21 protein-coding genes are annotated in these 26,824 nt (G+C 53.3%); 6 read left to right on the top strand and 15 right to left on the bottom strand.

The features are described from left to right. Window positions 1-5: 5 nt before the first annotated feature. The 3 genes from A0W33_RS06960 to A0W33_RS06950 all read right to left on the bottom strand — a co-directional run bounded on the left by A0W33_RS06960 (window position 6) and on the right by A0W33_RS06950 (window position 4,136). Window positions 6-1,466, bottom strand: coding sequence for a T9SS type A sorting domain-containing protein (locus A0W33_RS06960; RefSeq protein ID WP_172798096.1), 1,461 nt, complete (start codon window positions 1,464-1,466; stop codon window positions 6-8). 360 nt (window positions 1,467-1,826) lie between these two features. Further along, window positions 1,827-2,537, bottom strand: coding sequence for a hypothetical protein (locus A0W33_RS06955; protein ID WP_068837487.1), 711 nt, complete (start codon window positions 2,535-2,537; stop codon window positions 1,827-1,829). A gap of 309 nt (window positions 2,538-2,846) precedes the next feature. Then, entirely contained in the window at window positions 2,847-4,136 is a 1,290-nt protein-coding gene (locus A0W33_RS06950; protein WP_068837486.1) for a UDP-N-acetylmuramoyl-tripeptide--D-alanyl-D-alanine ligase, read from the bottom strand. Window positions 4,137-4,309: 173 nt separating this feature from the next. On the opposite strand from A0W33_RS06950, the gene A0W33_RS06945 reads away from it, so the two are divergent. Both A0W33_RS06945 and A0W33_RS06940 read left to right on the top strand, forming a co-directional pair. Then, on the top strand, window positions 4,310-6,556 hold the full coding sequence (locus tag A0W33_RS06945) for a T9SS type A sorting domain-containing protein (protein WP_068837485.1): 2,247 nt from the start codon (window positions 4,310-4,312) through the stop codon (window positions 6,554-6,556). Then, entirely contained in the window at window positions 6,556-6,939 is a 384-nt protein-coding gene (locus A0W33_RS06940) for a hypothetical protein (RefSeq protein WP_068837484.1), read from the top strand. The genes A0W33_RS06945 and A0W33_RS06940 overlap by 1 nt, the downstream gene beginning before the upstream one ends. Before the next feature lie 636 nt (window positions 6,940-7,575). On the opposite strand, the gene A0W33_RS06935 is transcribed toward A0W33_RS06940, so the two are convergent. The 11 genes from A0W33_RS06935 to A0W33_RS06885 form a co-directional block, all read right to left on the bottom strand. Continuing rightward, on the bottom strand, window positions 7,576-8,352 hold the full coding sequence (locus A0W33_RS06935) for an amidohydrolase (protein ID WP_068837483.1): 777 nt from the start codon (window positions 8,350-8,352) through the stop codon (window positions 7,576-7,578). Between the two features lie 95 nt (window positions 8,353-8,447). Next, entirely contained in the window at window positions 8,448-9,596 is a 1,149-nt protein-coding gene (locus A0W33_RS06930) for a methionine aminotransferase (protein WP_068837482.1), read from the bottom strand. Between the two features lie 59 nt (window positions 9,597-9,655). Beyond that, entirely contained in the window at window positions 9,656-10,234 is a 579-nt protein-coding gene (locus A0W33_RS06925; RefSeq protein WP_068837481.1) for a uracil-DNA glycosylase family protein, read from the bottom strand. Window positions 10,235-10,445: 211 nt separating this feature from the next. After that, entirely contained in the window at window positions 10,446-10,892 is a 447-nt protein-coding gene (locus A0W33_RS06920) for a hypothetical protein (protein WP_068837480.1), read from the bottom strand. A 185-nt stretch (window positions 10,893-11,077) separates the two neighbouring features. Continuing rightward, window positions 11,078-11,902, bottom strand: a complete 825-nt coding sequence (locus A0W33_RS06915) for a hypothetical protein (RefSeq protein WP_068837479.1) — start codon at window positions 11,900-11,902, stop codon at window positions 11,078-11,080. A 162-nt stretch (window positions 11,903-12,064) separates the two neighbouring features. Further along, window positions 12,065-12,472 carry a response regulator gene (locus A0W33_RS06910; protein WP_068837478.1) on the bottom strand — a complete coding sequence of 136 codons (408 nt, stop codon included), beginning with the start codon at window positions 12,470-12,472 and terminating at the stop codon, window positions 12,065-12,067. A gap of 20 nt (window positions 12,473-12,492) precedes the next feature. Next, a complete protein-coding gene (locus tag A0W33_RS06905; protein ID WP_068837477.1) occupies window positions 12,493-15,546 on the bottom strand; it encodes a PAS domain-containing protein in 3,054 nt (1,017 codons plus the stop codon). Between the two features lie 79 nt (window positions 15,547-15,625). After that, complete coding sequence (locus A0W33_RS06900) at window positions 15,626-17,239, bottom strand: PAS domain-containing protein (protein WP_068837476.1); 1,614 nt, start codon at window positions 17,237-17,239, stop codon at window positions 15,626-15,628. Between the two features lie 166 nt (window positions 17,240-17,405). Then, window positions 17,406-20,777 (bottom strand): transcription-repair coupling factor, encoded by a 3,372-nt coding sequence (mfd, locus tag A0W33_RS06895; protein ID WP_068837475.1) that lies wholly within the window; start codon window positions 20,775-20,777, stop codon window positions 17,406-17,408. Between the two features lie 199 nt (window positions 20,778-20,976). Then, window positions 20,977-21,534 (bottom strand): hypothetical protein, encoded by a 558-nt coding sequence (locus A0W33_RS06890; RefSeq protein ID WP_068837474.1) that lies wholly within the window; start codon window positions 21,532-21,534, stop codon window positions 20,977-20,979. Window positions 21,535-21,815: 281 nt separating this feature from the next. Beyond that, the gene (locus A0W33_RS06885; RefSeq protein WP_068837473.1) at window positions 21,816-22,442 is read right to left on the bottom strand and encodes a hypothetical protein; all 627 of its coding nucleotides are present in this window, start codon (window positions 22,440-22,442) and stop codon (window positions 21,816-21,818) included. A gap of 287 nt (window positions 22,443-22,729) precedes the next feature. On the opposite strand from A0W33_RS06885, the gene A0W33_RS06880 reads away from it, so the two are divergent. From A0W33_RS06880 to A0W33_RS06870, 3 genes are all read left to right on the top strand, one after another. After that, entirely contained in the window at window positions 22,730-23,212 is a 483-nt protein-coding gene (locus A0W33_RS06880; RefSeq protein ID WP_139237153.1) for a hypothetical protein, read from the top strand. A gap of 82 nt (window positions 23,213-23,294) precedes the next feature. Continuing rightward, window positions 23,295-24,170: an O-methyltransferase gene (locus A0W33_RS06875; protein WP_068837471.1), complete on the top strand. Its 876-nt coding sequence runs from the start codon at window positions 23,295-23,297 to the stop codon at window positions 24,168-24,170. A gap of 65 nt (window positions 24,171-24,235) precedes the next feature. Further along, window positions 24,236-24,709 (top strand): hypothetical protein, encoded by a 474-nt coding sequence (locus A0W33_RS06870; RefSeq protein WP_068837470.1) that lies wholly within the window; start codon window positions 24,236-24,238, stop codon window positions 24,707-24,709. A 14-nt stretch (window positions 24,710-24,723) separates the two neighbouring features. On the opposite strand, the gene A0W33_RS06865 is transcribed toward A0W33_RS06870, so the two are convergent. Continuing rightward, window positions 24,724-25,425 (bottom strand): haloacid dehalogenase type II, encoded by a 702-nt coding sequence (locus A0W33_RS06865; RefSeq protein WP_068837469.1) that lies wholly within the window; start codon window positions 25,423-25,425, stop codon window positions 24,724-24,726. 181 nt (window positions 25,426-25,606) lie between these two features. Between A0W33_RS06865 and A0W33_RS06860 the strand changes: the two genes are divergently transcribed. Beyond that, complete coding sequence (locus A0W33_RS06860) at window positions 25,607-26,788, top strand: serine hydrolase domain-containing protein (RefSeq protein ID WP_068837468.1); 1,182 nt, start codon at window positions 25,607-25,609, stop codon at window positions 26,786-26,788. Window positions 26,789-26,824 lie beyond the last annotated feature (36 nt).

Here is a 26,824-nt window from a genome sequence, read left to right as displayed (position 1 = left end):
CAGGCTTAGCGTTTAATAAGAATTTGCTTTTTCTCAACGCCCCATCTGTGGTAGAGGTGTAGGTAATACAAGCCTTCGGGTTGCTTACGCACATCTAACCTTTTGCTGCCTTCCCCAACAATAGCCTCCTGCACTATATTCCCTTGGCTATCAAAGAGCACCAGGCGGATGTTGTCTTCTTGCTTATCCTCCTTGGTTGCCTTTACCTTCTTTATCTTAATATCTATAAAATCATTAGCAGGGTTAGGGTACGTCTCCACCATGTATACACCGCCGCCACCGCCTACTGTTACGTTTACGACTATGTAGTAATACATGCTGTAGCCACAGGTATTCCAGGATCGCACCATTAGGTAATAATAACCTGGCTCCAGCGCCTCGATGGAAGTAACGCGCCTTTCTTTTTGGTAAATTGCCAATCCAGTAACGGTAGTGCCTGGTGCGGTGCGATTGGCTACTTCCCAATACACATGATCGTAATTGTTGTCAGATCCGGGCGCCGAATTTGCCACAACCTGTGTCCAGCCGCCTAGAGGCAGATTAATAGTAGCAGGGTTGCCGTAAACATTTGGCTGAGGTTGTGCTGGCACGTTCATCCAAACAGATTTTGAGGCAGAGGTGGAGCTGCCACAGCTGCCATTGTTGGCCACTACCGTAACCTGCGCATTGCCCTGAATGTATTGGCCGGAAAGGCTGATAGTGGCTGAAGAGGAGGAGGTAGTTACGGGTGAGGGCTGGCCATTTATGCGCATGCCACCGGTGGTGGACCAAGTATAGGAGGTAGCTCCGGGCGAACTAGCCGAAAAAATTGTGCCGCCGGGGCAAACATAAGCTGGCGCTGCGGTAAACGCCACCGGTTTTACATTGGGGTTAAAGGCCACCACCTTGGCCGTGGAGGAAATTGTTTTAACCGGGTTTGTGCAAGTAAAAGTAGCTGTAGCTACAATGTTGCCGCCGCCGCTGCCACTTGGCGTTACGGTTATAGTAGTTGAATTTGACGAACCTGACCAGCCCTGGGGTAGCGACCAGGAATAGGTAGCACCCGGCAAACTTGCAACAGTATAGGTTATCGGTGTTCGATCCCCACAGTATACTTCTGCCAGGCCTTGGGCCGCGGCAAGCTGTGGCTCGCGGTCAATGGTAAGCGTGCTGTAATTGCTGTAGAAGTCTACTCTCGGAGAACTGTATAGACTACACTCGTAGTTGTATCCTCTCACTTTTACCTGGCCTCCTGATCCTGCCGCAGGTATAACCGAGATAGAATATGCCGACGTTATGAAAGTCCCCGTTTTGTTATCGCTGGTGCGCCATCCGTTAGGCAGCGTCCACTCGTACAAATCAGCGTAAAGCGTGTGTGGGTAGTATGGCGCAGACTGGCTAGGAGTGTTGGGAACCTGCAGCCTATCGATTGCCAGTGTGATGGGTGCGGTGCTGCACCAGTCCAGGTAGTGGCTTGCTTTAGCCACGCTGTTCACCTTGACCTGCGAAGGATTAACGTTGTTGAGGGATTTGATGATGACTTTGCCAGTTGTAGTACTACCATTATTTGCTGTGTTGCTGCATGAAGTGATAGTTACTTTTAATTCACCTTTGGGTGTCACACCATTTGCTTGAGCCGCATTATCCCAAATTACAGCCCTGATAATTGGCATTGGCAGAGCCGCCCGTAGGATAGACAGAATAACTTACAATATTGCCGGGGCATTCAGGAGTAAGTCCATCAGGGGATATTTTTGTCTGAGCCATTATACAATATGGCAAACATATAATCAAGAAAAGTGTAGAAAGATACTTCATAAGTTTGTTTGGTAAAGTGAAACACGAGTTTAAAAAAGCCAATTCAAGGTTATCCCGTTAATAGGCACGTAAGCTATATTCGTTCTATGAGTTGTGTAGTCTGTAGTTGTTTGTGGGTTTCCAATGGCACCATCTTTAGAATAAGTTCTAAATGCTGCAATATAGTCTTGTGTACTCCTCTCCCGCCTCAGACTAAAGGCTGTTTCTGTTGACAAATAAAATTGCTTGCTAACGTTGATCCTCAGGCCCACAAAGGGGCGCAGTCCAAAAGCATTTGTGACATATCTATCTTCTACATGCACCTCTACCTCTATTTGGCCTTGGCTTGGATCTACAAACCGATTAAACATCTCAATACTCTTTTCTTCCCTGCGGTAAAAAATATCTGCTCCGTAGTAAAGCACAAAAACTTTGTTCAGCAGCTTTTGCCGCTCATAGCCCAGGCTGCCGCCTAAAGTTTGGTTTGTCACCTCGTCTCTGCGGACGGAGTAGGACTGAGAAGAATCTGAGGTGGCATAGAAGCCCTCAACAGTGGCACGCAACGCCGAGCGGGGCGAGAGCTGGTATTTATAGATGAGTTGCAGTGGCGTGAGGCTGGCAGGCTCCACGACCCTGTCTAGTACCACACGCGTGTTCAGGCCTATGTGGTGCCTGTAAGCGGTAGTGGAGTCCGTTGTTTGCGCCTGGGCCAGCTGGCAGAGGCAGAGCAGGAGGGTAAGTAGTAGTAGCTTGTTTCTCATGGCTAATAATTTTGTGCTAAAAGAGAAGATGTTTTAATATAGATATAAGAATATTCTGGTGCGGAAGTAACATGGCTTTTCGCCATGCTTACCCCCCCCCCCGAAGCGGCTAATCCTGCTGGTATGGGTCTTTTTGTGTATGAAGAGGAAGTGAATTTTAGTAAAAAGTAACATCTTTGAACTGCAGCAGGCAGGAGCTACTCAGGCACCCTAAAACACAGGAAGGCAGGGAACTCAATAGTTCCTGCCTTCCTGCGGTAGGCCTAGCCCTTCTGCTGCCAGGCGGGCAACATCAGCGGAACAGCTACATCATGCCAACACCTCTGTCAGCGTCTCCAGCCCCATGCCACGCGAGCCTTTTATCAGCACATAACTTCCGGCTATCGGGTTTTTACGCAGCCAGGTTTGCAGCTCGGGCTTCGTTTCGAAGTATAGGAAGTCCTCGTTTACCGAGGCGGCATGCTGCATGTCCTTGCCGCAAAGTATAACGGTGTCGAAAGATTGCTCGGCTACGGTTTCTCCCAGGGCGCGGTGCTCTGCCTCGCTCTCCACTCCCAACTCAAACATATCTCCCAGTATCACCACTTTGCGCGGAGCAGCCATACTTCCAAAGTTGCGCACGGCGGCAGCCATGGAGGTAGGGTTGGCGTTGTAGGCATCCAGTATGAGGGTATTACTGCCCTGCTGCACCACCTGAGAGCGGTTATTTACCGGGCTGTAGGAGGCAATGGCATCGTTGGCCTGCTGCAGCGGCACCCCGAAGAACTTACCGATACAAGCAGCGGCCGCCATGTTCTCGTAGTTGTAGCTTCCTACCAGCTGCGTGTGTACCATATTTCCTTCCTCATCCTTGTAAACCACGTAAGGCGATGCCTCCAGCAGTTCGCTGTGGTAATAATCTCCGGCGGCAGGGTAAGTAACTTTGTTTTCGATGCGGCGGCTCATGCGCATCAGGTGCTCGTTCTGGGTATTCACGAACACAGTACCGCCGTGCTCCAGCAGGTGCACGTACAGTTCGCTTTTGCCCCGGGCCACACCCTCCAGACTACCGAAGCCCTCCAGGTGCGCCTTGCCGATGTTGGTGATAAAGCCATGCGACGGCAGCGCGATGCTGCAGAGCAAGGCAATCTCGCCGATGTGGTTGGCGCCCATTTCGATGATGGCCATCTCGTGCTCCGGCTTGATGCGCAGCAGTGTGAGCGGCACGCCGATGTGGTTGTTCAGGTTGCCTTGCGTATAGAGCGTGTTATACTTCTGGCTCAGCACCGCGTGTACCAGCTCTTTGGATGTGGTTTTGCCGTTGGAGCCGGTAATGCCGATGATAGGGATGCTTAGCTGGCGGCGGTGGTGGCGTGCCAGTTCCTGCAGTGCTACCAGCGTGTCTTCCACCACAATCACCTTGTCTGACGCCAGCGCCGGGTCATCGACCACGGCATAATTCGCCCCTTTCTCCAGGGCCATCTGAGCAAATTGGGCACCCTTAAAATTAGGGCCGTTCAGGGCGAAAAACAGGCTTTGGTGCTGCGCTGCACGCGAGTCGGTGCTTACGTGCTGGCACTCCTGGTACTTCTGGTATAGAAACTCAATAGTATTCTGCATAAAATGCGTTAATTTAGCTTGTCCGTATGCATTTGCTGTGCCCCCTTCGTTATCAGAAACAGCAGGCGCAACAGGTGGCAATATACGCGCTATAACGCAAAAACGACAGCGCTCCCACGTGTCGGACACTTAAAATAAGGCTGTGCTAAACCAGAGAATAACCCCAGTACCCTATGAAACTTACTTTTACACTGCTATTCATACTTGTTGCAACCTTTTCCGGAAGTGCCCAGGCGCAGGAGCCGCTGCGCTTTAAGCTAAGCCAGAACATACCGGTTAGCACCCCCTCCGGGCAGCTGTCGGACCCCTGGAGCGGCGGGCTTAACACCCCGCAGTTCTCCTCTATCGACCTGAACAAAGACGGGCAGCAGGACCTGTTTATTTTCGATAGGCAGCTGCGCAAGGTGTATACCTGGCTGGCCGTGCAGCAGAACGGGAAGTGGGGCTACCAGTATGCGCCAGCTTACGAGGCCTTCTTCCCCGAAGACCTGAATTACTGGGTGCTGCTGCGCGACTACAACTGCGATGGGCTGCAGGATATTTTCACCAGTTCGCCGCTCGGCATCCGCGTGTTCCGCCAGGAGCAGGCGGCGCAGGGGCAGCTACAGTTTACCCTGACCACCGACGGCCTGCGCTACAATGCTCGTGACATAAACATGCAGATGGGCAGTGCCGATGTGCCTGCCATTTCAGATGTTGACGGCGACGGTGACCTGGACGTGCTGCTGACGGAGTTCTCGCAGGGGAATTACCTGGAGCTGTACCGCAACGTGCAGGTTGAGCAGGGGCTGGACTGCGGCACGCTGTCTTTTGTGCAGCAGTCAGACTGGTGGGGCGGCATTACCGAATGCAATGGCTGCAGCAACTTCAAGTATGGCGAATACTGCGACACGCGCGAAGGGGAAAGTATAGCCAAGCCTACGCACTCCGGCCACGAGGGCTCTTCTATCCTGCTGCTCGATCAGGATGCCGATGGCGACCAGGACCTGGTGCTGGGTGGGATGCAGTGTAACGACCTGGTGCTGATGGAAAATGTGGGAACCGCCTCCGACGCGCTTATGACAGGCTATGATGCCCGGTTTCCGGCCATCAAACCGGCAAATTTCAACCTCTACCCCGCTGCTTTTTATGAGGATGTGACTTTCGATGGCGTGCCTGATCTGCTGGTGGCGCCACAGGTAGACCATGATACCTGGAACATGGATTTCCAGCATTCAGTGTGGCTCTACCGCAACCAGGGTGCGAAAAACAATCCTGATTTCACATTTACGCAGGAGGATTTTTTGCAGGCGCAGATGATAGATGTAGGTGAGGGAGCCTATCCTGCCTTTGCCGATCTTGACGGCGACGGCGACCTGGATATGCTGGTGGGCAATCAGGGCGTTTTCCGCAGCAATACATACGGCGGTGCCATCAGCCATTACAGGAACACCGGTACGGCCACCGCGCCAGCCTTTGAACTGGTGACGCACGATTACCTGGCGCTGCACAGCAAGCAGGCCTTCCACATCAAGCCCGCCTTCACTGACATAAATGGCGACGGTGCCACAGACCTCATCCTAACGTTCAAAGGACTGCAGCAGGGCTCCACCCGCATCATGCTGCTGCAGAACCTCGCCAAGAGCGGCCAGCCTGCGGCCTACGATCTGGCTTACCTGCAGGTGCTGCTGCGTGTGGCCGACGGCGACAGCCCGGCCTTCGCCGACCTGGATGAAGACGGTGACCAGGATATACTGCTTGGTAAAGGCGGGGGCGGTCTGGCGTTTTACCGGAACACAGGGTCGGTTACATCACCCGTTTATACTTTGGAGAATAATACCAGCTTCCAAGGCTTGGAAGATGCTGTGTCGCGGCGCAGTTTGTCCCCCGCGATGTATGATATCGATGGCAATGGCACGCTGGATCTGCTGACGGTGGACGAAAGCGGGGAGATGCGCATTTTCCGAAACATCAAAGAAAGTATGAACGGCACTTTCACCGCCGAAGCAGAGGTGTTGGAGAATGAATTGACGCAGCAGTCGCAACCTACACGACTGGGGCGTGGCCTAAGTATAGCGGTGGCTCCTTTGGGTGGAGAGAATAAACCTTATGCCATACTTGGTACGCAGGGCGGCGGTTTATACTTGCTGCAGCAAACGGCGGGCCACCAGGCAGCCCCTGAGGCGGGAGAAGAACTGGTGCTGACCATTTACCCAAACCCACACGACCGCAGTCAGAATAGCGGTCCACTGCGCGTTGGAGCCTCAGAGCCGGTGCAACTGGAGATGTTTGACATGGTAGGCAAACTGGTCTACCGAAGCCAGGGTACGTATAGCCGCACGCACAGCCCCATGCTACAGCAACTGCAGGCGGGCATGTACGTTGTTCGTGCTGTTTCTGAAAGCGGCAAGCAGAAATCCCGGAAAATCATTTTGTACTGATGCAGGCTTTCCTGTACCTGAACCTTACAACGGAAAAAGCTTACGCGCAGCCCCTCGTAGACCAAGTGCGGCAGACATTCCCCGAGCTAGCCATACTTGACCTGGACGCGCAATCGGATGAGCTTTTGCAGCACTACGCCCTGCGCCTGCTTCGGGAGTCGGAACGAGCTGTGGTAAGTATAAAAGCCGATGAAACGACGGTAGATCTAACGGGTGCGATGCCGCTGCTGGAGGAGCTGTTTCAGGGAGGAACACAGCGGCTGGTCCTGTTGCTGGGGCAGCACGCCCGCCTGCAACGCATCTTCGCCGCCCGCCCGCATGTGGTGTTTCAGGTAGTGGAGGAGGGGGAGGTAGTGGAGGAGGTAAAAGGCTATTTTGAATAGTTGATACCCTCGCTGGCCCTTGGCTGGCGCAAGCCTTTAGATTTGTGTCCTATAATGATGTTGAGTTTGTAACTCGACTGGCTTGTAAAAACCATACTTGCTTGGCATCGGCAATACTTGCAGTGGCTATAGTTGATTAGCCACTGCTTTCGCATCTCCAACCGAGCTATCCTTACTAGCTGCCGCTCATCCTACAGCTCCCAAATACCAACTGTTGCACATCTTACTTTGGAGCGCTCACGGCCGCGGGGCCCCGTCCTTGGGCATCGCGCTGTGCAATTGAAGCTGCCACCGCTACGCTGCAGGCTGCCCTTGCGGGCACCGCATCAATTACAAGGCGCTCAACCCAAGGACTGGAAGCGGTTCAGATAGCCACTGCTGAAGGAGCTGGGACAGAGCTCCCTCCCCTGTTTTTAGGGGAGGGCTGGGGAGGGGTAAAGCGGACAGGTCGCGACCTGCCCGCGGAATACCGCCGGCTACATTGCCTATACTTTAGTATAAGCAATGTTGTAAATTCCCCTCTTCGGAGGGGCAGGGGTGGGTTCATCTAAATAGCCAAAACAGCAGCGCCTATACTTCGGCAAAACCAGCAACAGAATCCCCCCGCCCCTTGGGGAGAGGGTTGGGGTGAGGGGCTCACCCGTTCAAGCTAAACGCATCTGCATCCAGATGTGCCGGAAAAACCTCTCTGAAATCCTCCAGCTCTTTTTTACTTAACGTTAAGGTGTGAATTCCTTCTACCTCGGCCGTCTCCAGCAGGTGAAAACCTTTGGGATGGATGATGGCTGAGTCCCCGGCGTAGGGATGGTTGTTGCCATCGGTGCCTACGCGGTTCACACCGATCACGTAGGACAGATTCTCGATGGCGCGTGCCTGTAAGAGAGTACGCCAGGCCTGGTTGCGCACCTTCGGCCAATTGGCCACGTACAGCAGCAGATCATACCCGTTGTTCACATTTCGGCTCCACACCGGGAAGCGTAGATCGTAGCACACCAGCGGACAGATTTTCCAGCCGTTCAGCTCCACCAGCAGCCGCTCCCTGCCCGGCGCATAGGTATGGTGTTCCTTTGCCATCCGGAACAAGTGCTTTTTGTTGTAGGTCGCGTAGGTGCCATCCGGGCGCACCCAGTACAGGCGGTTGAAATACTGCTTCCCCTCCCGCACCATTACACTTCCAGTAACCACCGCCGCATGTTTTTTCGCCTCCTGTTGCATCCACGCCAGCGTTGTGCTGTCGGCTTCCTCCGCAAGACCCTCGGGCTGCATGCTGAAGCCGGTGGTGAACATTTCAGGCAGCACGATCAGGTCTGTTTTAGGAGCGGCTTCGGCCAGTTTGGTGGTGAACATTTGCCGGTTTGCGTCAGCGTCCTGCCAGTGCAGTTCAGTTTGTACAATGGTTACGCGTAAGTTCATAGCTCTGGAAATTCTGAATAAGGAATGATGAATTATAAGTGATTTCTAAGCTGGCTGCTTCAAGCAGTTATTACATAGCTAATAGCAACGGCTAGCTATACTTGCGCCAACCTCTCCCCGGCTGCCCGCAGAGTTTCCTCGCTCTTGGCAAAGCAGAGGCGCAGGAATTTATTGTCGGTTTTATCGTGGTAGAAGGCAGAAACAGGTATAGCGGCTACACCTGTATCGGTGGTCAATCGCCTAGCGAAATCCTGGTCAAATTCCGATGTGATGGCATCATACTTCACCAACTGGAAATAGGTGCCTGCCGATGGGGTAAATTCAAAGCGGGTGTTCCTGAGTTGGGCTGCAAAAAAATCACGCTTGGTCTGGTAGAAGTCCTGCAGCTCCAAGTAATGCGACGCCTCATCCATAAAATCGGCAATGGCCAGTTGCAGCGGCGTGGGTGAGCAGAAGGTGATAAACTGGTGCATCTTGCGAAGCTCGCTCGTAAGTAATGCGGGCGCCACGGCATAGCCTATTTTCCAGCCGGTGGTGTGATAGGTTTTCCCGAAAGAGGAAACCACAAAGCTGCGCTCCCTGAGCTGCGGGTGCTGCAGTACACTGTAATGCTGCTGCCCGTCAAACACCATGTGCTCATACACCTCATCACTCAATACCAGTATGTCGGTGCCGTCCAGCAGGTTTGCCAGCGTGTCCATATCCTGCTTCGTTATCACGGCACCGGTTGGGTTGTGCGGCGTGTTGATGATGATCAGGCGCGTGCGGGAAGAGATGCGGCGTTTCACCTGGTCCCAATCCACCGAAAAGTCGGGCAGGGCCAGCGGGACATAGATAGGCGAACCACCATTAAGCCGGATAACAGGCGCGTAGCTGTCGTAGCAGGGTTCCAGCAGTATAACCTCGTCATTTGGTTTCACCACGGCCGTAATGGCGGCATTCAAGGCCTCTGTGGCACCACTGGTTACCGTTACCTCTGTGTCAGCGTCGGGGCGGTAGCCGTATAGCCTCTCCGTTTTCTGACTGATCTTCTGGCGCAGCTGCGGCATACCGGCCATGGGCGCATACTGGTTAAAGCCTTCGTGCATATACTTGCTCACCAACTGCATGAGCGGCTCCGGGCAGTTGAAATCCGGGAAGCCCTGAGACAAATTAATGGCCTTGTGCTCGTTTGCCAGCGAGGTCATCACGGTGAAAATACTGGTACCGATATCGGGCAGCTTGCTGTTGGGGTAGTTGATCATTTCAGTTGAAGTGGCTTAAGGCGTTTAGCTAGCAACGGAAAACGAATATAGCTGTTTTTCTAAAGTATTTGCTGTACCAGCTGCCGGACATAAGGCACCGCATCCGCTTCAAACCAAGGGTGGCGGCGGAGCCAGAACTGGTTCAGGGGCGAGGGGTGCGGCATAGGCATGTACTGCGGCAGGTACTGGTGCCAATTGGTCACGGTTTCGGTCAGCGTGGCTTTTGCCTGATTTCCCAGAAAGTAATCCTGCGCATACTTGCCGATGAGCAGGGTGAGTTGGATGTTGGGTAACTGCGCAAGCAGCCGCTGGTGCCAGTGCTGCGTACACTCACGGCGGGGCGGCAGGTCGCCGCTTTTGCCCTTGCCGGGGTAGCAGAAGCCGATGGGTATGATGGCCACTTTGCTGGCATCGTAAAAGACTTCCGGCTCCAGGCCTAGCCAGTGCCGCAGGCGTTTGCCGCTCTGGTCGTTCCAGGGAATGCCGCTGGCGTGCACTTTGGTGCCGGGTGCCTGCCCCACAATCAGCAGTCTGGCGCTGGGGCTGGCTGCCAGCACCGGGCGCGGCCCCAGTGGCAAGTGCTCTTCGCACAAGCGGCAGGCGCGCACCTGCTCCAGTAAACTCTCCAATGCCTCCATCTATGCAAAATTACAAAGTATAGCCGGAAGTATAGTGCTGCTAAAAACATAACTGGTCGCTATGAGGCCACGCAGCAGGAGCAGTGGCTGTAAAGCTGGGGTTGAAGCCAATGCATTTGTGAGAATTGGGTGTAACGTATAACCGGCCGGAAAAAACGAAAGCCGGAATAGCCGGCTTTTATTAGAAATGCATACCTGCAAGCGGTATGGTTTAGTCTTCATAGTCTTGCCAGAAGCCATCGTAGTGGCGCGGTGGACGTTGGCGCGGGTGTGGCATGGTTGGGTCTTCTGCCCAGCGGTCTTCCACGCGCTGGTTGCTTGGGTCGAAGTGTACGTCGCGTTGGCGCCACAGCGGTTGCTTGTGGTGGTGCGGGCGATACTGGTTGCGGTGCTGCGGCTCATTCGGACGCCACTCCTCGTGGTGATATTTGCCTTCGCGCTCAAAGCGGCCTATATCGCGTGGCTGCCAGTCGTTCTGCTGGTGCAGGTTCAGTGGCGTGGTGGGCTCTCCCCAGCGGCTGCCTGAGTCGTTGAAATTATCATCCCGGTGCTGTTGGCGATTGTGGTGCTGCTGGTGCTCGCGGCGATGGCGCTGCTGCTCCCGGTGGTCCCGGTGCCGTGGGTCATGGTCGTGCTGTTCGTGCTGCTCGTGCTGCATAGTGTGTTCTTTAAATGGTTCTTGTATCTCCTGACAGGCGCTGGTATGTTAGGTGTACGCTGTGATTATCAAGAGGTTGATCCCTAAGATAGTCAGAAAAGCAAAAAAAAGCAAAGCCGGCCAGGAGCCAACTTTGCTTTTTGTAAGTAATACTAGTCTTTGTACGGCTTGTAAAACAGAATGATTTAGCGACGATAACGCTGGTTTCTGTTTATGTTATCATATTGATTGTCATGGCCGGAGTCGCTCTCGTCGGCCCAGCGCGGTCCGCCCTCCAAGCCTCTGTCGAAGTTGCGGTTGCGGTACGACTCGTAATCTCTCCGGTTGCTGTCGTTGTTGTACGATGCATTGCGGTTGCGGGAATGGTAGTCTCTGTCATCAGAATGCCAGATGTCGTTCCAGGTATCCTTCACCCGGTCCATAAAGCCCCGCTCGTCGTGCTGCTGGCGGTTGCCGTAGCGACGGTTGTCGTCGTCATCATCGTGCGTGTAGCGGTTTTCCCTGTACCAGTTGTGCGAGCCACTGCCATAGCGGGAGTCATCCTCCTTGTAGCGGCTTCCGGTAAAGGGGCCTTCGCGCCAAGGCTCATTTTCGTATTCACTGTTTTTTCTCTCCAGCGCACCGCCGGGAGTATGCGGCCTGCGCATGCTGTGGCTTTGGTCGTGCTGGTATTGGCTGTTGCCGCGGTCGCCGTGGTTTATGTAGGCGCGCTCGTTGCGATAGGCGCTGTCGGAGCGGCTGCCATAATGGTCGCTCAGGTGCGCGTTCTGGCCCTGGTTGTAGGAGCTGTTGCTGGCGCCGCCTCTGTTGTAGTTGTCGTTATCACGGTCCTGTGCGCCACGTGGGCTGGGGCCGGTATGGAAAAAGTTGCCCTCGCTCCAGCGCCGGTCATGGTCGTTGGCATAGCCGCCGCGGCTGTTGCTGTTTCGGTTGTGCTGCTGATCCTTTTGGTAAAGGCTGCGGCCTATGTCATGGTTCTCACTGTTGGAGTTTATTTCGTTGTTTGCCATAGCTTGTTTTAATTTTGGTGTCAATACAATTTAGATTCCACCGAAGGGTGGGCTTATATTTACGGCATTGCCATGGCTATAGTTAACAAGCGGTGCCGGCGGCAAAGAAAAAGGCACCTCTACGTGTAGAGGTGCCGCAGGCACAGATGGGGAAGCTGTATGCTAAAAATACGTGTTTGCGATCTCGCGCACATCCGCCTCGGTCAGGGGCTTGGAGTAATGCTGGCGCACATCGGGGAACTGCTTCAGCTTTTCAAGGTCGTAAAAGCTGGCCGAGGACGTAAGCATGAGCAGCACGGTCTTGTCTTTCTGCTCTTTCGGATAGTTCTGGTATTCCTCCAGAAACTCAAAACCATCCATTACCGACATTTTGATATCCACTAAAATAAGGTCCGGGTAGGGGTAGTCTTCGTTGCCGCCAAACGCGTGGCGGAGGTAGTTCAATGCTTCCTCACCGTTCGTCACCACCCGAATATCAGAGGCCAATTCCAGGCGCGTGAGCAGGCGATGATTCAGGTAATTCGTCGTTTCGTCGTCGTCGATCAGCAATATGGTGTTCAGGGACTTCATAGTTTACTCCAGTTATTGGCTTATGCTTTTTTACGTTTAAAGTACAGGTAAAAGGTAGTTCCCTTGTCCAGTTCACTTTCAATATGGATGTACCCCCCGTGGTTTGTCAGCAGCCTGTTTACAATGTATAAACCCAGCCCGGACCCCTCTACGTGGTTGTGGAAGCGCTTAAACATCTGGAACAGCTTGCTCTGTTGCTTGTTCAGGTCCAGCCCAAGGCCATTATCCTGTACCTGCAGTTCGATGTAGTTGTTGCGCACCAGCGAGCGCAGTTTGATTTCAGGGGCACGGTCGTGGGCGCGGTATTTCAACGCGTTTGTAATCAGGTTGTAGACCATGCTCTTCAGGCTGGCGCGTGTAAAGGGCACGGTGGGGGCCTCCGAAAAATCAAACTGTATGCTGGCGCCGCTGTGTCTGATGATTTCCTGCACGCTTACCAGCACGTCTTCGCATACTTCCTGCAGGTTTAGCTCCTCCAGGTTGCGCTCTTTTGTCTTCTGCACACGCACCACTTCGCCCAGGTCGTGTATGGTGGCATGCAGCTGCTTAAACGACTTGTTGAACAGCTCGATCATGTGTGGGGCATCGGCATCCTTGAACTCGGCGCTTTGGATGAGTTCCTCAAAAATACCCACCATATTCACAATCGGCAGCTTCAGGTCGTGCGATGCCGTGTACACAAAGCTATCCAAATCCTGGTTAATGCGCTCCAGTTCCAGGTTTTTCTCCACCAGTTCTTCTTCCGCCCGCTTGTGGTCTTCAATATCGGTGCAGGTGCCGAACCACTTTATGATGTTGCCCTGTTCGTCGCGCATGGGAACTCCCTGCCCTAAAAACCAGCGGTAGGTATCGTTGTTCCCGCTTCTGATGCGGTACTCGATTTCGAAAAAGTCGCCATGCTTCACCGAGAACCGCCAACGGTCCAGTGTGCGTTGCACATCATCCGGGTGCAGCACCTTGAGCCAGACGCCACGGCCCAAGCTATCTTTCTCGCTTAGGGAAGTATAATCGAACCAGCGTTTGTTCACGTAATCGGTTACGCCCTCGGGCGTTGCGGTCCACACCATCTGCGGAATAGACTCCGACAGGAACCGGAACTGCCGTTCTGATTCTTCTACCTGCTCCCGCAGCATTTTTTGGTCGTGGATGTCGGTGGCGGTTCCGAACCACTTCACAATCTGGCCGTCGGCGTTGCGCTGTGGCAGGGCCCGCGCCAGAAACCAGCGGTAATTTTCAGTATAGATATCGCGCAGGCGCAACTCGCGCTCATACTTCTCACCGGTTTTTATGGCACTTATCCAGTCGTCTATGGTAGCTTGCAGGTCATCGGGGTGCAGGGATGGGGCCCAGCCGAAACCGAGCGTCTCCTCTTCACTCATGCGGGTATAGTCATACCATTGCTGGTTAAAGAAATCGACATGTCCGTCAGGCTCGCCGCTCCACACAATGTGCGGGATAGACTCTGCCAAGAGCTTAAACTTGCTGTTGCTTTCCTCCAGGGCCAGCAACAGCTGCTTCTGCTCCTCAATGTCTGTGTGGGAGCCAACCCACATGGTTACCTGGCCCTCCGCGTTGCGGATCGGTACAGCGCGCACCAGGAACCACCGATAGACACCCTTGCTGGACCTGAACCTGTTTTCAAGCACCAGGTCCTGGCCTGTGCTGAGGGAGTTCAGCCACTGTTTGGTAGTCTCCTCCAGGTCTTCGGGGTGTATGAGCTTGCTCCAGCCCCAGTCCTGCATTATCTCAAAGGTGGAGCCGGTGTAGTCGTACCAGCGCTGGCTGTAGTAGTTGAGGTCGCCGTTGGGCAGGGCGGTCCAGGTCATGAGCGGGAGCGACTCCAGCAACTGCGTAGTATGCGACATGCTTTCTTGAAGCTGCTGCTGGGTGCGCTTTTGTATGGTGATGTCTATCATGGCGCCCACCATGCGCTGCGGCTCGCCCTGCTCGTCGCGCATCACAAAGCCCCGGTCCCGGACCAGTTTATAGGTGCCGTCGGCGCAGCGGAAGCTATATTCGCCTTCCCAACTGGTGCCGCCGCTGTTTATCACACTGTAAATGGATGCTTTCGTTGTTGCCAGGTCGTCCGGGTGAATGCGACTGGTCCAGGACACGACGGTGTCCTCAATGTCTTCCTCAGCGTACCCGAACAGGGTCTTGAAGCCCTCGTTCCACCAGATAGAATCGTCTTTCAGGTTCCAGTCCCAGATTACATCGTTGGTGGCCATGGCAATGCGCTGAAACCGCTGGTTCATGTCCAGTAGCTTCAGCTCATAGTCTTTCTGCCGGCCCACGTCCACCATCGTGCCTAGCAGGCGGACGGGCTTTTGCGTGGTGTCGTCATAAATAATATAGCCGTAGTCGATCAGGCTGGTGTAGGAGCCGTTAGCTTTGCGGTAGCGGTACTCGCCAACCCACAGCTTTTTCATGCTCCCTATTGCCGCCCTTATACTTTTCCGCACCCCCGGCAGATCCTCCGGATGCACGTGCTTGTCCCAGCTGTCCAGGGTAGCCTCCAAATCTTCGTCGCCGTAACCGAGAACATCTTTATATGTCTCACTCCAGGTCAGTTTATTTTCAAGCAGATTGGCCTCCCACACAATGCCACCGGCAGACTTGGCTACTACCCAGAGGCTGTTATGCGCCGCATTCACCTCCTGCTTCTTCATTACCTGAGCCGTGATGTCCTGCACTTCATGCACAATAAACTCCACCTCGCCTAAGCCATCAAGCACAGGCACGCTGCGCAAGGTCCAGTAGCGCTCCTCAAAGTTGCCATCGGGCGTTAAGATATCGTAGCGGATGGCATCGAGGGTGTGCGGGCTTTTCAGGGTTACCACCTGCTGCAGGGAATTACGGATCGCCTCCCTTGATTTCAGGTGTTCAATGTCAGGGTTCTCCGGAAAAGTGTCCAACAGGGAAGCGCCCACAATGTCCTTTACCAGCGTATGGGTTGCCTTTCTGTAATGCTCACTCACCTCCAGTATGATGGAGTCCGGAGACAGTACCAGGAAAGAGCCTGGCAGTGCCTTGAAAATATTTTTATAAGCTGGCTGAGCTAAGGTAGCAGGCATTCTTTTTTGTTTAGGGTAACTCTCTCCTGTGCAAATCGGGGCTAGTCAGAAGCAACCAACCTTACGGGTAAAACGGCAATCAGGACGATATCTTGTTCTGTAGCTCGGTTAGCTGCTTTTTCAGTTCGACCAGTTCTGTCACTTCTATGGCAGAAATTAACACGCCCTCCGCTTTGCCCTCGTCATCTAACAAAGGTTGGTATTTAAAGTTAAGATACGCCACGTCTTTTTGCCCTGCCTTGTGCCGGTCGTAGGCTATCTCATAAGCATCAATAGAAACAATTCTGAGATGATGGTATACTTCATCCAGCCTTTTCCAAAATTTTGTGCCGGTATATTCTGGCCAGATGGCCCGGGCAGGCTTGCCAAGGTACTGGCGGTTTCCGTACACCCTGTGAAAGCCGGGGGTGATGTAGCGGCATACATAGTCGGGGCCTTCCAGCAGGCACAAGTGCGCAGGAGAGGCGTTCAGCACCTTCTCCAGGTACTGGTCTTTTCTGAGAACCTGGTTGTACGCGTTTTTCTGCTCTTCAATGTCGGCATAAGATCCGATCCAGGCCTGTATGTTGCGCTGCGCATCATACATCGGCACCCCGCGCTCCAGAAACCAGCGGTACTCCCCGGTGCTGTGGTTGCGGATGCGGTACTCAGACTCGAACACCTGGCCGCTTTGGGTGGCCTCCTGCCAGGCAGCCAGCAGTTGGGCTGAGTCCTCGGGGTGCACCACATTTATCCAGCCGTCCACCTGGCCGGGGCGCATGCCGGTGTAATCGTACCAGTTGCTGTTAAAGTAAGTCAGGCGGCCTTTTGAATCAGCCATCCAGGCCATGTGCGGGAGCACCTCGAGCAAGTGCCAGAAGCGTGCGTCGCTTTCTTTCAGGCTCTGCTCAGAGCTCTTACTCAGAGACAGGTCGATGATGGAGCCGATGGTGCGGGCAGGCTGGCCATTGGCGTCGTAGACGATAAAGCCCTGGTCCAGCACGTGGGCGTAGGTGCCGTCGGCCTTCAGGAAACGGTACTCGCTGGACCATACTTTGTCGCCGTTGGCGGTTGCCTGCTGTATGCCCTGCTCCACCCTGGGGTAGTCGTCGGGGTGCACGCGGCTGTGCCATGATTCGCCGCCCGGGCCCATGTCTTCGGGTAGGTAGCCGAAAACCTCCTGCAGGCCTTTCCCCCAGCTTATTCTGTTGTTGGCCATGTCATACTCCCACGACACCGCATGAAGGGCATCGGTGAGCATGTACAGCCGCTCCTGGTGATGCAGTTGCTCCTGCTCACTCAGCACCTGGGCTGTGATATCCTTTGCCTCGTGCAGGATGTAGCGCATGTTTCCCGCGGTATCAAGTATGGGGCGGTTAACGGGGCTCCAGTAGCGTTCCTCAAAGCCCCCCTGTGGGCGAGGGATATCATAGCGAAGTATAGCCATGTGGTGCTCCTGTCTGTGCTCCAACACAAACTGCAGCGACTGCTTGAAAAGGTTTGCCGAATCCACCTGTGGCGTGGAGGGATTGTTCGGGAACACATCAAAGAAGTAGCGGCCAATAATGTTTTCGCGCGAGGAAAGTGTGGTTTCCAGAAAGGCATCGGTGGCGTGCTGTATCACCAGGTCAGGCGTTAAAACCAGGTACAGGCCCGGCAACGCATGGAACATGCTGCCAAACACAGCGGATAAGTTTGAGTCTTTCTGTGGCATTAGAGTAAATGGGGGATTTACGATGCGTAGTTAGAGCGAGGGCTTAAGTTAGGATTATATTCTTGAATTGGCAATTAACCCCACTTTGATAACGCCGGCCTCCACTCTCAGGAAGCCGGCGCATGTTATACTTGGGTTGGCTTTTATACTTGCCGCAAGAGCTGCCTTATACTGATGTGGCTGCCGCGATGCCCAGTCCCTCAAACACCTCTTTGGCATCGGCTATACTTTGAATATCCTCCACGATCACGATAAGCTTGTGCTTGGCGTCTTTCAGGCGCGACCGGCGCGGGTGTTGTTGCACATACTTGAGAATGTTGCCGAACACATCCGACTGGAAGTAGGCGTCGTTATTCTCGCTGGGCAGGTAGCCTTTCATCACTTCTTTTTTGATGGTGAGCTTCTCGAAACCAAGCTGCTGGGCCTGCCAACGCAGTTTCACGATCTCCACCAGTTGCTGCACCTGCTCCGGCAATGCGCCAAACCGATCGACTATACTTGCGCGCAGCTTCTCCAGCTCATCCAGGCTCTTCACGTTGTCGAGCTTGCTGTAGAGGTTGAGTCGCTCTGAGATGTTGTTCACATACCAGTCCGGGATGAGCACTTCCATGTCCGTTTCGATGTTGCACTCGCGCACCGGCTCAATAAACTGCTCCAGGTTGTCGCCCAGGAACAGCTCGCGGAACTCAGTTTCCTTAAGCTCCTTAATGGCATCGTCGAGCACCTGATGGTACATCTCAAAACCCAGGTCGGTAATGAAACCGGTTTGCTCGCCGCCCAGCAAATTACCCGCGCCGCGAATGTCCAGGTCACGCATTGCGATCTTGAAGCCTTCGCCCAAGTCAGAGAATTCTTCGAGCGTACTCAGGCGCTTGCGGGCATCAGACGGTAGTCCGGCCACAGGAGGCGTGAGCAAATAGCAGTAGGCTTTTTTGTTTGATCTACCTACACGGCCACGCATCTGGTGCAGGTCCGAAAGGCCGAACATGTGCGCGCGGTTAATAATAATGGTGTTGGCGTTCTCAATGTCCAGACCAGACTCGATAATGTTGGTGCTCACCAGCACGTCGTACTCGCCGTTCACGAACTTCATCATGCGCTTCTCCAGCTTTTCCGGCTCCATCTGCCCATGGGCATAGGTTACCTTGCAGTCCGGCACATGGCGCAGAATCATGGCGGCGATTTCCTCAATATCCTTGATGCGGTTGTGCACAAAAAATACCTGGCCGCCGCGCTTCATCTCATGCACAATGGCATCCCGGATAAGTGTTTCATCAAACACGTGCAGCTCTGTTTTTACCGGCTGTCGGTTTGGCGGCGGCGTGGCGATTACGGACAAGTCGCGGGCACCCATCAGCGAGAAGTGCAGCGTGCGTGGAATCGGCGTGGCGGTGAGCGTGAGCGTGTCTACGTTTATCTTCATCTCGCGCAGCTTCTCTTTTGTCTTCACCCCGAACTTCTGCTCCTCGTCTATGATCATCAAACCGAGGTCTTTGAACTTCACGTCCTTGCTCACGATGCGGTGCGTGCCGATCAGGATGTCCACTTTGCCTTCGGCCAGGCGCTTGAGCGTGTCTTTGGTGTCCTTGGCCGTTTTAAAGCGGTTCACATAATCCACCGTTACCGGAAACTGCTCCAGGCGGTCGCGGAAGGTGCGGAAATGCTGCATGGCAAGTATGGTGGTAGGTACCAGCACGGCCACCTGCTTGCCGTCGCAGGCCGCCTTAAAGGCAGCGCGAATGGCGATCTCGGTTTTGCCGAAGCCCACGTCCCCGCAAACAAGGCGGTCCATGGGGTGCGGCTGCTCCATGTCGGCTTTCACATCCTCGGTGGCTTTGCCCTGGTCAGGCGTATCTTCATAGATAAATGAAGACTCCAGTTCGGCCTGCAAAAAGCCATCGCGGGTGTAGGCATAGCCCGGCGCGGCCTTGCGTTTGGCGTACAGGCTGATGAGTTCGTGGGCAATGTCTTTGACTTTGCTCTTAACCCGCTTCTTCTTGTTCTCCCACTCCGGCGAACCCAGCTTGCTCATACTTGGCGGACCGCCTTCCTTGCCGCTATACTTGCTGATCTTGTGCAGCGCGTGGATGCTCACATACAGCAAATCATCGTCGCGGTACACCAGCCGAATTGCCTCCTGTAAACGCCCGCCCACTTCTACTTTCTCCAATCCGGCAAAACGCCCGATGCCGTAGTCGATGTGGGTTACGTAGTCGCCGGGCTGCAGCGAGCGCAGCTCTTTCAGCGTCATCGCCTTCGACTTGGAATGTCCTTCCTTAGCCTTGTGCTGGTAGAAACGGTCGAACAGTTGATGGTCGGTGTAGCAGGTGATCTTGAGCGTCTGGTCGATGAAGCCTTCGCGCAGCGAAACCGGCAAATGCTGGAAACGCACGTCGTGGTCCAGCTCATCAAAAATCATCGTCAGGCGGTTGATCTGGCGCGGAGAGTCGGTAGCGATGATGTTCACAAAGCCAGCGCCCTGCTGCTCGTGCAGGTCCTTTACCAGCCGCTTAAAATCTTTGTTGAACGAGGGTTGCGGCTTTGCCTGCAGCTGTATGGTTTCGGATGATTTGAAATGGAAGCGCTTGCCGATCTCCACCACGTTAAACTTTTCAAGCAGCTTCTTAAACTGCTTCTGCGTCTGGAACAGCTGCTCCGGGTCCGACACGATCTGGGTGCCTCCACTGGTCGCCAGCATCTTCTCGAAATTATGAGCCGCCTTATCGAAATACTCGTCGATCACATCCAGTGTCAGGCGTACGTCCTTAAACCAGAGTGTGGTGTTGGCGGGAATAAAATCAAGGAAAGCTTCGCGTGTTTCCTGCAGCAGCTTCGTCTGCACGTTGGGTATAATCGAGATCGCCTTCTTCGTCTCCACCGACAGCTGCGTCTCCGGATCAAACGTGCGGATACTTTCTATCTCATCACCAAAAAGCTCGATGCGGTAAGGCAAATCGTTGGCGTAGGAGTATACATCCACAATACCACCGCGCACGGCATACTGGCCCGCCTCATACACGAATTCGGTGCGCTCAAAGCCATACTCGGCCAGCATCTCACTTAGAAAAGCCGTGTCCAGTTTCTCACCCACCTTCGCGCCCAGCGTGTTCTCCACCAGCGATTTTTTGTTGATCACCTTCTCGGTAAGCGCCTCCGGGTACGTCACGATGAGCTCGCCTTTCCCGGTTTTCTGGTTCAGGCGGTTGAGCACCTCGGCGCGCATGAGGATGTTGGCGTTCTCGGTATCGTCGAAGCTGTAGGGGCGCTTATAGGAGGTAGGGAAAAGCAGGATGTCCTTCTCCTCGCCCAGCAGGTTCTTCAGGTCGGTATAAAAATAGGCAGCCTCCTCTTTGTCGTGCATGATGAAGAGTTGGTGCCCGTAATTCAAAGTATAAACCGCCGAGGCCAGCACCGCATCCTGGCTGCCCGCCAGCCCTTTTATCTGGAGGCGGTAAGGCTCATCCGCTTTCAGCCGCCCGGCAATTGTCTGTACTACGCCATCGAGGCGGTAAAGCTCTAGGAAATCTTTTACTTTCATTAAACGCGCTTACAAAACAGTAAAGGCAGAACACAGGGCTTTCCGTTAAGCCGCGTTCTGCTGGTTTCTTCTCTACAAAGGTACTACAAGTTAATGTCTTATCAGAACAGTGAGGAGGAGGAGAAGGTTGCGGGGGAGATAAGCATTTATAGAATAGATGAGGGACTAGAGTGGGGTGAGTGGCTTTGCTTAAAATTTATCAGGCCAGCATATCCATGAAGTAAAGTATGTAACCGTCAACAAAAAGCTGTACCAGTATTAGCAGTAGGTTCATTACAACGGCATTTACTAATTGTTCTTTGTTGTGTCGCATCGCTACACCGAAAGCAGCTATTAATCCAAAAGCGATAGGAATGAACATTAGTGTTCCAAACATTCCCGCTGTTTGTTTCAACTCTTTCTCAACCCCATCGGGCTTCATATAGCCTGTTTTAACTATCCCGAAAAGGCAGGTTGTAACAAGGCGAATAGAATCTTCCTTATTAGGATCATAGTTTTGAGCCCTCCAGGTGTATGGGTACCGGTAATTCTCCGTGATCAAAACGGCGTTATCTACATATGTTTTGTAGGTGCCGCCACCATACCTAGATATTCCTTCCACGGAATACAGCTCCCTGTCAACAACTTTCTCAAAGTGGCTGGATTCTGGTAACACAAAAACATCAAGGCACACCAAAAGTGTAAGGGCTAAGGCGCAGGTGTTAAATGACCTGCAGAGCCTAATTATCAAATCGGGAAGCGTATTAGCGTAAGCCATAATGCTTACAAGATAGGCAGTAATAAAAGAAGGTAAAAACCTAGGTCTACATTCCTGGCAACGCTCCTTCCACGACCATATCATCCGAAATGACAAAGCCTATTCACACATCAAGGATTATGTTTTAAACAACCCCGAACGATGGCAGGAGGATGTGTTTTATTGATAATTGTATTGATGGGTAAGAGGTCATGGGTTTCTCGCCGGCTACGATGCCAATCCTTCAGACGCTTGCAGGAACTGCGCACGCTGCGATGTCTTCGGCATGTACCTAAGCGGCTTTACCTTTTGGCGTCAAAAGGTATAAAGCGGCCATTCTGCAGCATGTAGAGTGTTGTCAGGTCTTCTCCTATTACTGAGATGCCATCTGTTGGCAACGGTACCAGCTTTTGAGCACGGTTGTCCTGTACCAGCGAGTCTTGCGGGGCAAGCCGTAGCTGATAGGTGCTGAACCAGCCGTCCTTCAGGTTTTTAGCTGGATAGCTGGCCACTTTTAGTTCGCGGGCCTGCTTGTTGTAGTCCAGGTAAGCCAATATGTGGATGGAATCGTTTTTGAGCACCTGCACCGCATAATCGAGGGATGCGTTGCCATTAAAATCGCCACGCAGGTAAACGGGATTTCCGACCTTCAACCGATCACTTGCCATCGCCTGATCCGTCAGGGTGGCTATTTGCGCTTGCGGTTGCTTCTGTTCGAGCAGCGATGTCAGCGTGTCCGGGAGCGGCTGCAGGATCTTTCCTTCTTTGGTGGCGCGCGCAAGACTGTCGGTCGAGGTTTTGGTGGCAGAATCTACCTGTGCATCAATCAGCTCATCGCTGGCAGCACGGTTGTAATTACCGTCGGCAGAATCGGAGCCACAGGCAAACAGCGCCAGCAGGGCAGCAATAGCAAGTAAATTGGTTTTCATGGTTTCTCTAATTTAGGAGCTGCAAGTACGCCTGCCCAGCCGTTAGATGAAATGACCATTGTCACTTTTAGAAGGACAGGTATACCTGCTGCGGTTACTCTTTTCCTACACCGTGATTGTATGCTCAGTTCTGCAATTAAATAAACATAGCCGAATCGCAGCTATACTTGTCGGCGGGGCACGTGGCAGCATACTAAAATGCTGGTTCACCTGAACCTGAAGTATGACAAGGGAGAAAGAAGCCACTTTCCAAAATTTGACTACATTCGTAGCAAGATCTTTCGGCTATGACTCAAACTACCCATACCTACAGAACAGGAAAATACTTCTCGGTCGGCGGCCGCGTCATGGGCTGGATTGCATCAGCCATTGGGTTGATGATGGTGCTGAATGGTGGCGTTGCCGGCTGGGTGATTGTGCCGATGGGAATCATCACGTTGCTAACCTATACTTTCGTAGAGTTCGACCTGCAGCACATGACCTACCGCGAGGGTGTGCAAGTGCTGGGACTGAAACTCGGGAAAAAGCTGCCGCTGGCCGGTATAGATTTCCTGTTTCTGAACAAGAACAGTTACAGCAAAATGGCCGAGTCCCGGGGCTCGATGACGCACTTCAACACGGAGCTGTTCGATGGCTTCGTAAAACTCTCGGATGGCGTAAAGCTGCACCTGTTGCAGATGGGCAGCAAAGCCCCAGCCATGCAGCAATTACAGGCTGTTGCAAAGGACCTGGAAACCAATGTGCATGACTTCACTGAAAGGGTGTACTGATGTTCTGTTGCAAGCGTAGCGCGCCCGCTGTGTCGGTTTTCTGAAGAACATTTCTTAACTAGTAGCCTCAACAGATGATTTTATGAGCAAGATTGGCTTTTATATAGCAAACCTGGTGAAGCGGGTGCAGAACTACAGCAGGTTTAAGAATGTATTTCTGCAGCGCCTGCCGCAGCGGTTTCATGGGGCGGCCAGGCTGCTGTTCTACCACACCTTCACGGCCGACGAAAAAAAACTGGCTACGGAGATCGAGAGCTTCCGTTCCAGAATTCCCGCCCTTACCACCGACAAGGAAATCTACAGCTATACGTCGCCGCACTCCAACACCTTTCAGACAGACGAAGCAGGGAATGCCCTGCCAGGCGAATATGTAGGCAGCGCGGCAGAAGCCCATATGAAAACGGGCTCCTCCACGTTCAACGGCATTCTGCTGCGCCGCATCGTGGCAGGCGCAGGCGTGAAAAAGATTCTGGAACTGGGCACCAACACCGGCTTTTCGGGCAGTTACTTTCTGTCTGTGCCGGGCACTGAGCTGGTAACGATTGAAGGCTCTGATGCCCTGTGTGCCATTGCCAAGCAGAACATGGACCGCTTTTCAGACAAGCACCGCATCATGAACATGTTGTTTGACGAAGCCATCACGCAACTGCTGGCTGAGGCCGAAACGTTTGACTGCGTGTTTATAGACGGGCAGCACGAGCAGAAGGCCACCCTGCACTACACGCAGCGCGTGTTGCCGATGCTGAAGCCGGGCGCGCTCATCGTGCACGACGATATCTACTGGTCGGAGGATATGCACCAGGGTTGGCAGCACATGGTGCAGGACCCGCAGTTCTCCGAAACGGTTGATTTGTTCTATAAAGGCATCTGCGTGGTAGGCAACGGCTCCGGCACCAAAGCGCATTACGACATCGGCGAGTACCTGCCACGGCCAGAGATCTTCCGCAAGAACTGGTAGTAGCACACAGCCTGGCAAGTATTGGCTGTTGTTGCGCCAAAGGCACTAGGTTCCGTATAAGGGCTATGGAGCCAGTAGTTTATACGTACAGGACAGGCCGGTATTTTACCGATTCTGGTAACATGGTTGCCTGGGTGGCTACTGCCGCAGGGATGATATTGCTGCTGCAAGGCAAAATGGCAGGCTTGCTGCTGCTGCCCCTGGGCCCGCTCATTTACTTCACGTACAGTGTGGTGGAGCTAGACCTGCGGGGGCAAACCTACCGGGATGGCGCGATGCTGCTGGGCATGAAGTTCGGCAGGAAGAAAAGGCTGCCTGACTACGGCTTCCTGTACCTGAAGAAAAACACTTACCGGCAGGTGATCTGGGCCCGTGTTTCCACTGCAACTTTCCGGCACACAGTTTATGACGGCTACCTGGGCTTTGCCAACGGGGTAAAGCTGCACCTGGTGCGCAAACCAACTAAAGCAGATGCCCTACAGAAGTTGGAAGCCATTTCCGAAGACCTGCACCTGGAGCTGCGCGACCTCACGGCGTAGGAAGTATAAATTCTTCAACCCAACTTCACCAGCTTATCCGCCAGTTCCGAAAGTGTCGGCGCGGTTAGTTCCGGTTCCGGGGCCAGCGGGTAAAGTGTTTGGCCCGGGCGGGAAAGGAAGGCCGCACGGGCACCGGCACGCAAAGCTCCGGCCATATCCCAGCCATGCGCAGCCACCATCATCACGTCACCCAATTGCACACCCAGTTGATCCGCTGCATACTGATAGGGGCTGCTGTCGGGCTTAAACTTTTTCACGCTGTCCACGCTGAAGGTCTCCTCGAAGAATTCTTTCAGGCCCACGCTTTCGAGGTGCGGTATACTTGATTTGGAGGGAGAGTTGGTGAGCGTAGCCATCCGAAAGCCCGCCTCCTGCAGCTTTTTAAGGCCGGGAATCACATCGGGATGCGGTTGCGTCTGCTTTACCATCTCCACCAGCTCTTTTTGCTTTGCCTCCGGCACATCCTGGCCAATAACTTTTGTCACCATTTTCATCGCCGCCTGGCCTACCTCACTGAAGGTGTGGTACTCGTTTGTTGCGTTCTCCACCAAAGCATACTCCAGCAGGTGCGAAAACCATAGTTTAAAAGCGAGCTCATTATCGAAGGTCTTGTTCACAGCCCGTTGCATGTCCGAAAGGTCCAGCAGGGTTTCGTTTACGTCGAAAAGTAAAACCGCCGGGCGGCTTTTAGAGGAGTTAAGTATGTTGTCAGGCATCTGGTACGTGTTTAGGTGAGTATCACTTTATTACAGCATACGCGCAGCACAAGGTTGTAGGTTAAGTGTGGTGCTGCTCCTCTGTATTTTGCTGTTTAGATAGGAAATGGTGCCGTTCATAAACAAGGTGCGGCAAAGTGCGAGCAGGCTAGTAAGTTAGGCTATCATTCAAAATCAAACTATGAAAAAAGTTATCTTACTACTCAGTCCGCTACTGCTCTTGCTTGCCTGCAAAAGCACTGAACAAATTGTACCTAATGGTGCTGCAACCCATGCAAGTATAAAACCGAAGCAGCGCAGCAGTTTTGATGACAGCTGGATGCGCAGCAAGATAGATAGCGCGCTAAAAGCAAATAATATTCCGGCGCTTTCAGTTGGAGTAATCAGTGATGGGGAACTGTGGCTGTATGATGGCTTTGGCTTAAAAAAACGGGAAGGCGAGGCAGCTGCAGATGAGCATACACTTTATCAGATCGGCTCTCAAACCAAAATGCTGACAGGTATAATTGTGAACAGGCTGGTGCTGGAGCGGAAGCTGGATTTAGACGCAAGTATAGTTACCTATCTGCCGGGCGTGTTCAACAACCAAACAAGAGAAAAGCTGCATGCCGTAACACTTAGAAACCTGCTGCAGCACAAGGCTGGGCTGCCAGGAATAGCACCAAGCGACCACCGCATCGACGGTGACCCAATGCTTGTTCCCTATACGGAGCTGGACCTGCTAAAAGACCTGGATGAACTGGAGCTTGCCTTTGCGCCTGGCACCGACTTTAGCTACTCCAATATGGGGTATGCCTTGGTTGGATATATATGCGAGCGGGTAAGTGGCCAGAAGTATGAAACATTGTTACAGGAGTATGTTGCTAAGCCCTATCAGCTTACCAACACCACTACTGAACTCGCTGTGCACCAGCAGGAGCTACTGGCAACACCCTATCGAAAAGATGCCAGAAACATAGAGACAAAGCCTTTTATTATGGGTAAATTAACATCGGCAGGTGGTGTATACTCCAGCGTTGCAGATTTATCCAGACTGATGGCTGCGCAACTTGAGGCGTACAGAATGCTGGGACAAACGGAGGAGCAGAGCCCTTTGGTTCTGACAGACAGTGCAACTCCTGATAAGAAAGAGTATGGCTTTGGGCTGGTACGAAATGTAGATGAAAGAGGAGTACGCTATGGGCACGGAGGAGATTTGGATGGCTTTGCAAGTAGTTATGTGTTCGTGCCGGAGCATAATGTGGGCCTTCTGCTGCTTACTTCCAGTGGCGGGCGCTGGTTTGGTGCACTGGAAAAAGAACTTGTCATAAAGCTTGTTGCTGAGGCTAAACAGGCCAAAAACAAATCAGTGACAACACGCTAATTACCTAAGGCCTTAAAGCACTACAATTGATTTTAA

The organism is Pontibacter akesuensis (assembly GCF_001611675.1).
Lineage (GTDB): Bacteria > Bacteroidota > Bacteroidia > Cytophagales > Hymenobacteraceae > Pontibacter > Pontibacter akesuensis.
The sequence above is the reverse complement of the archived record's forward strand: the minus strand, read 5'-3'. Positions and strand labels throughout refer to the sequence as shown.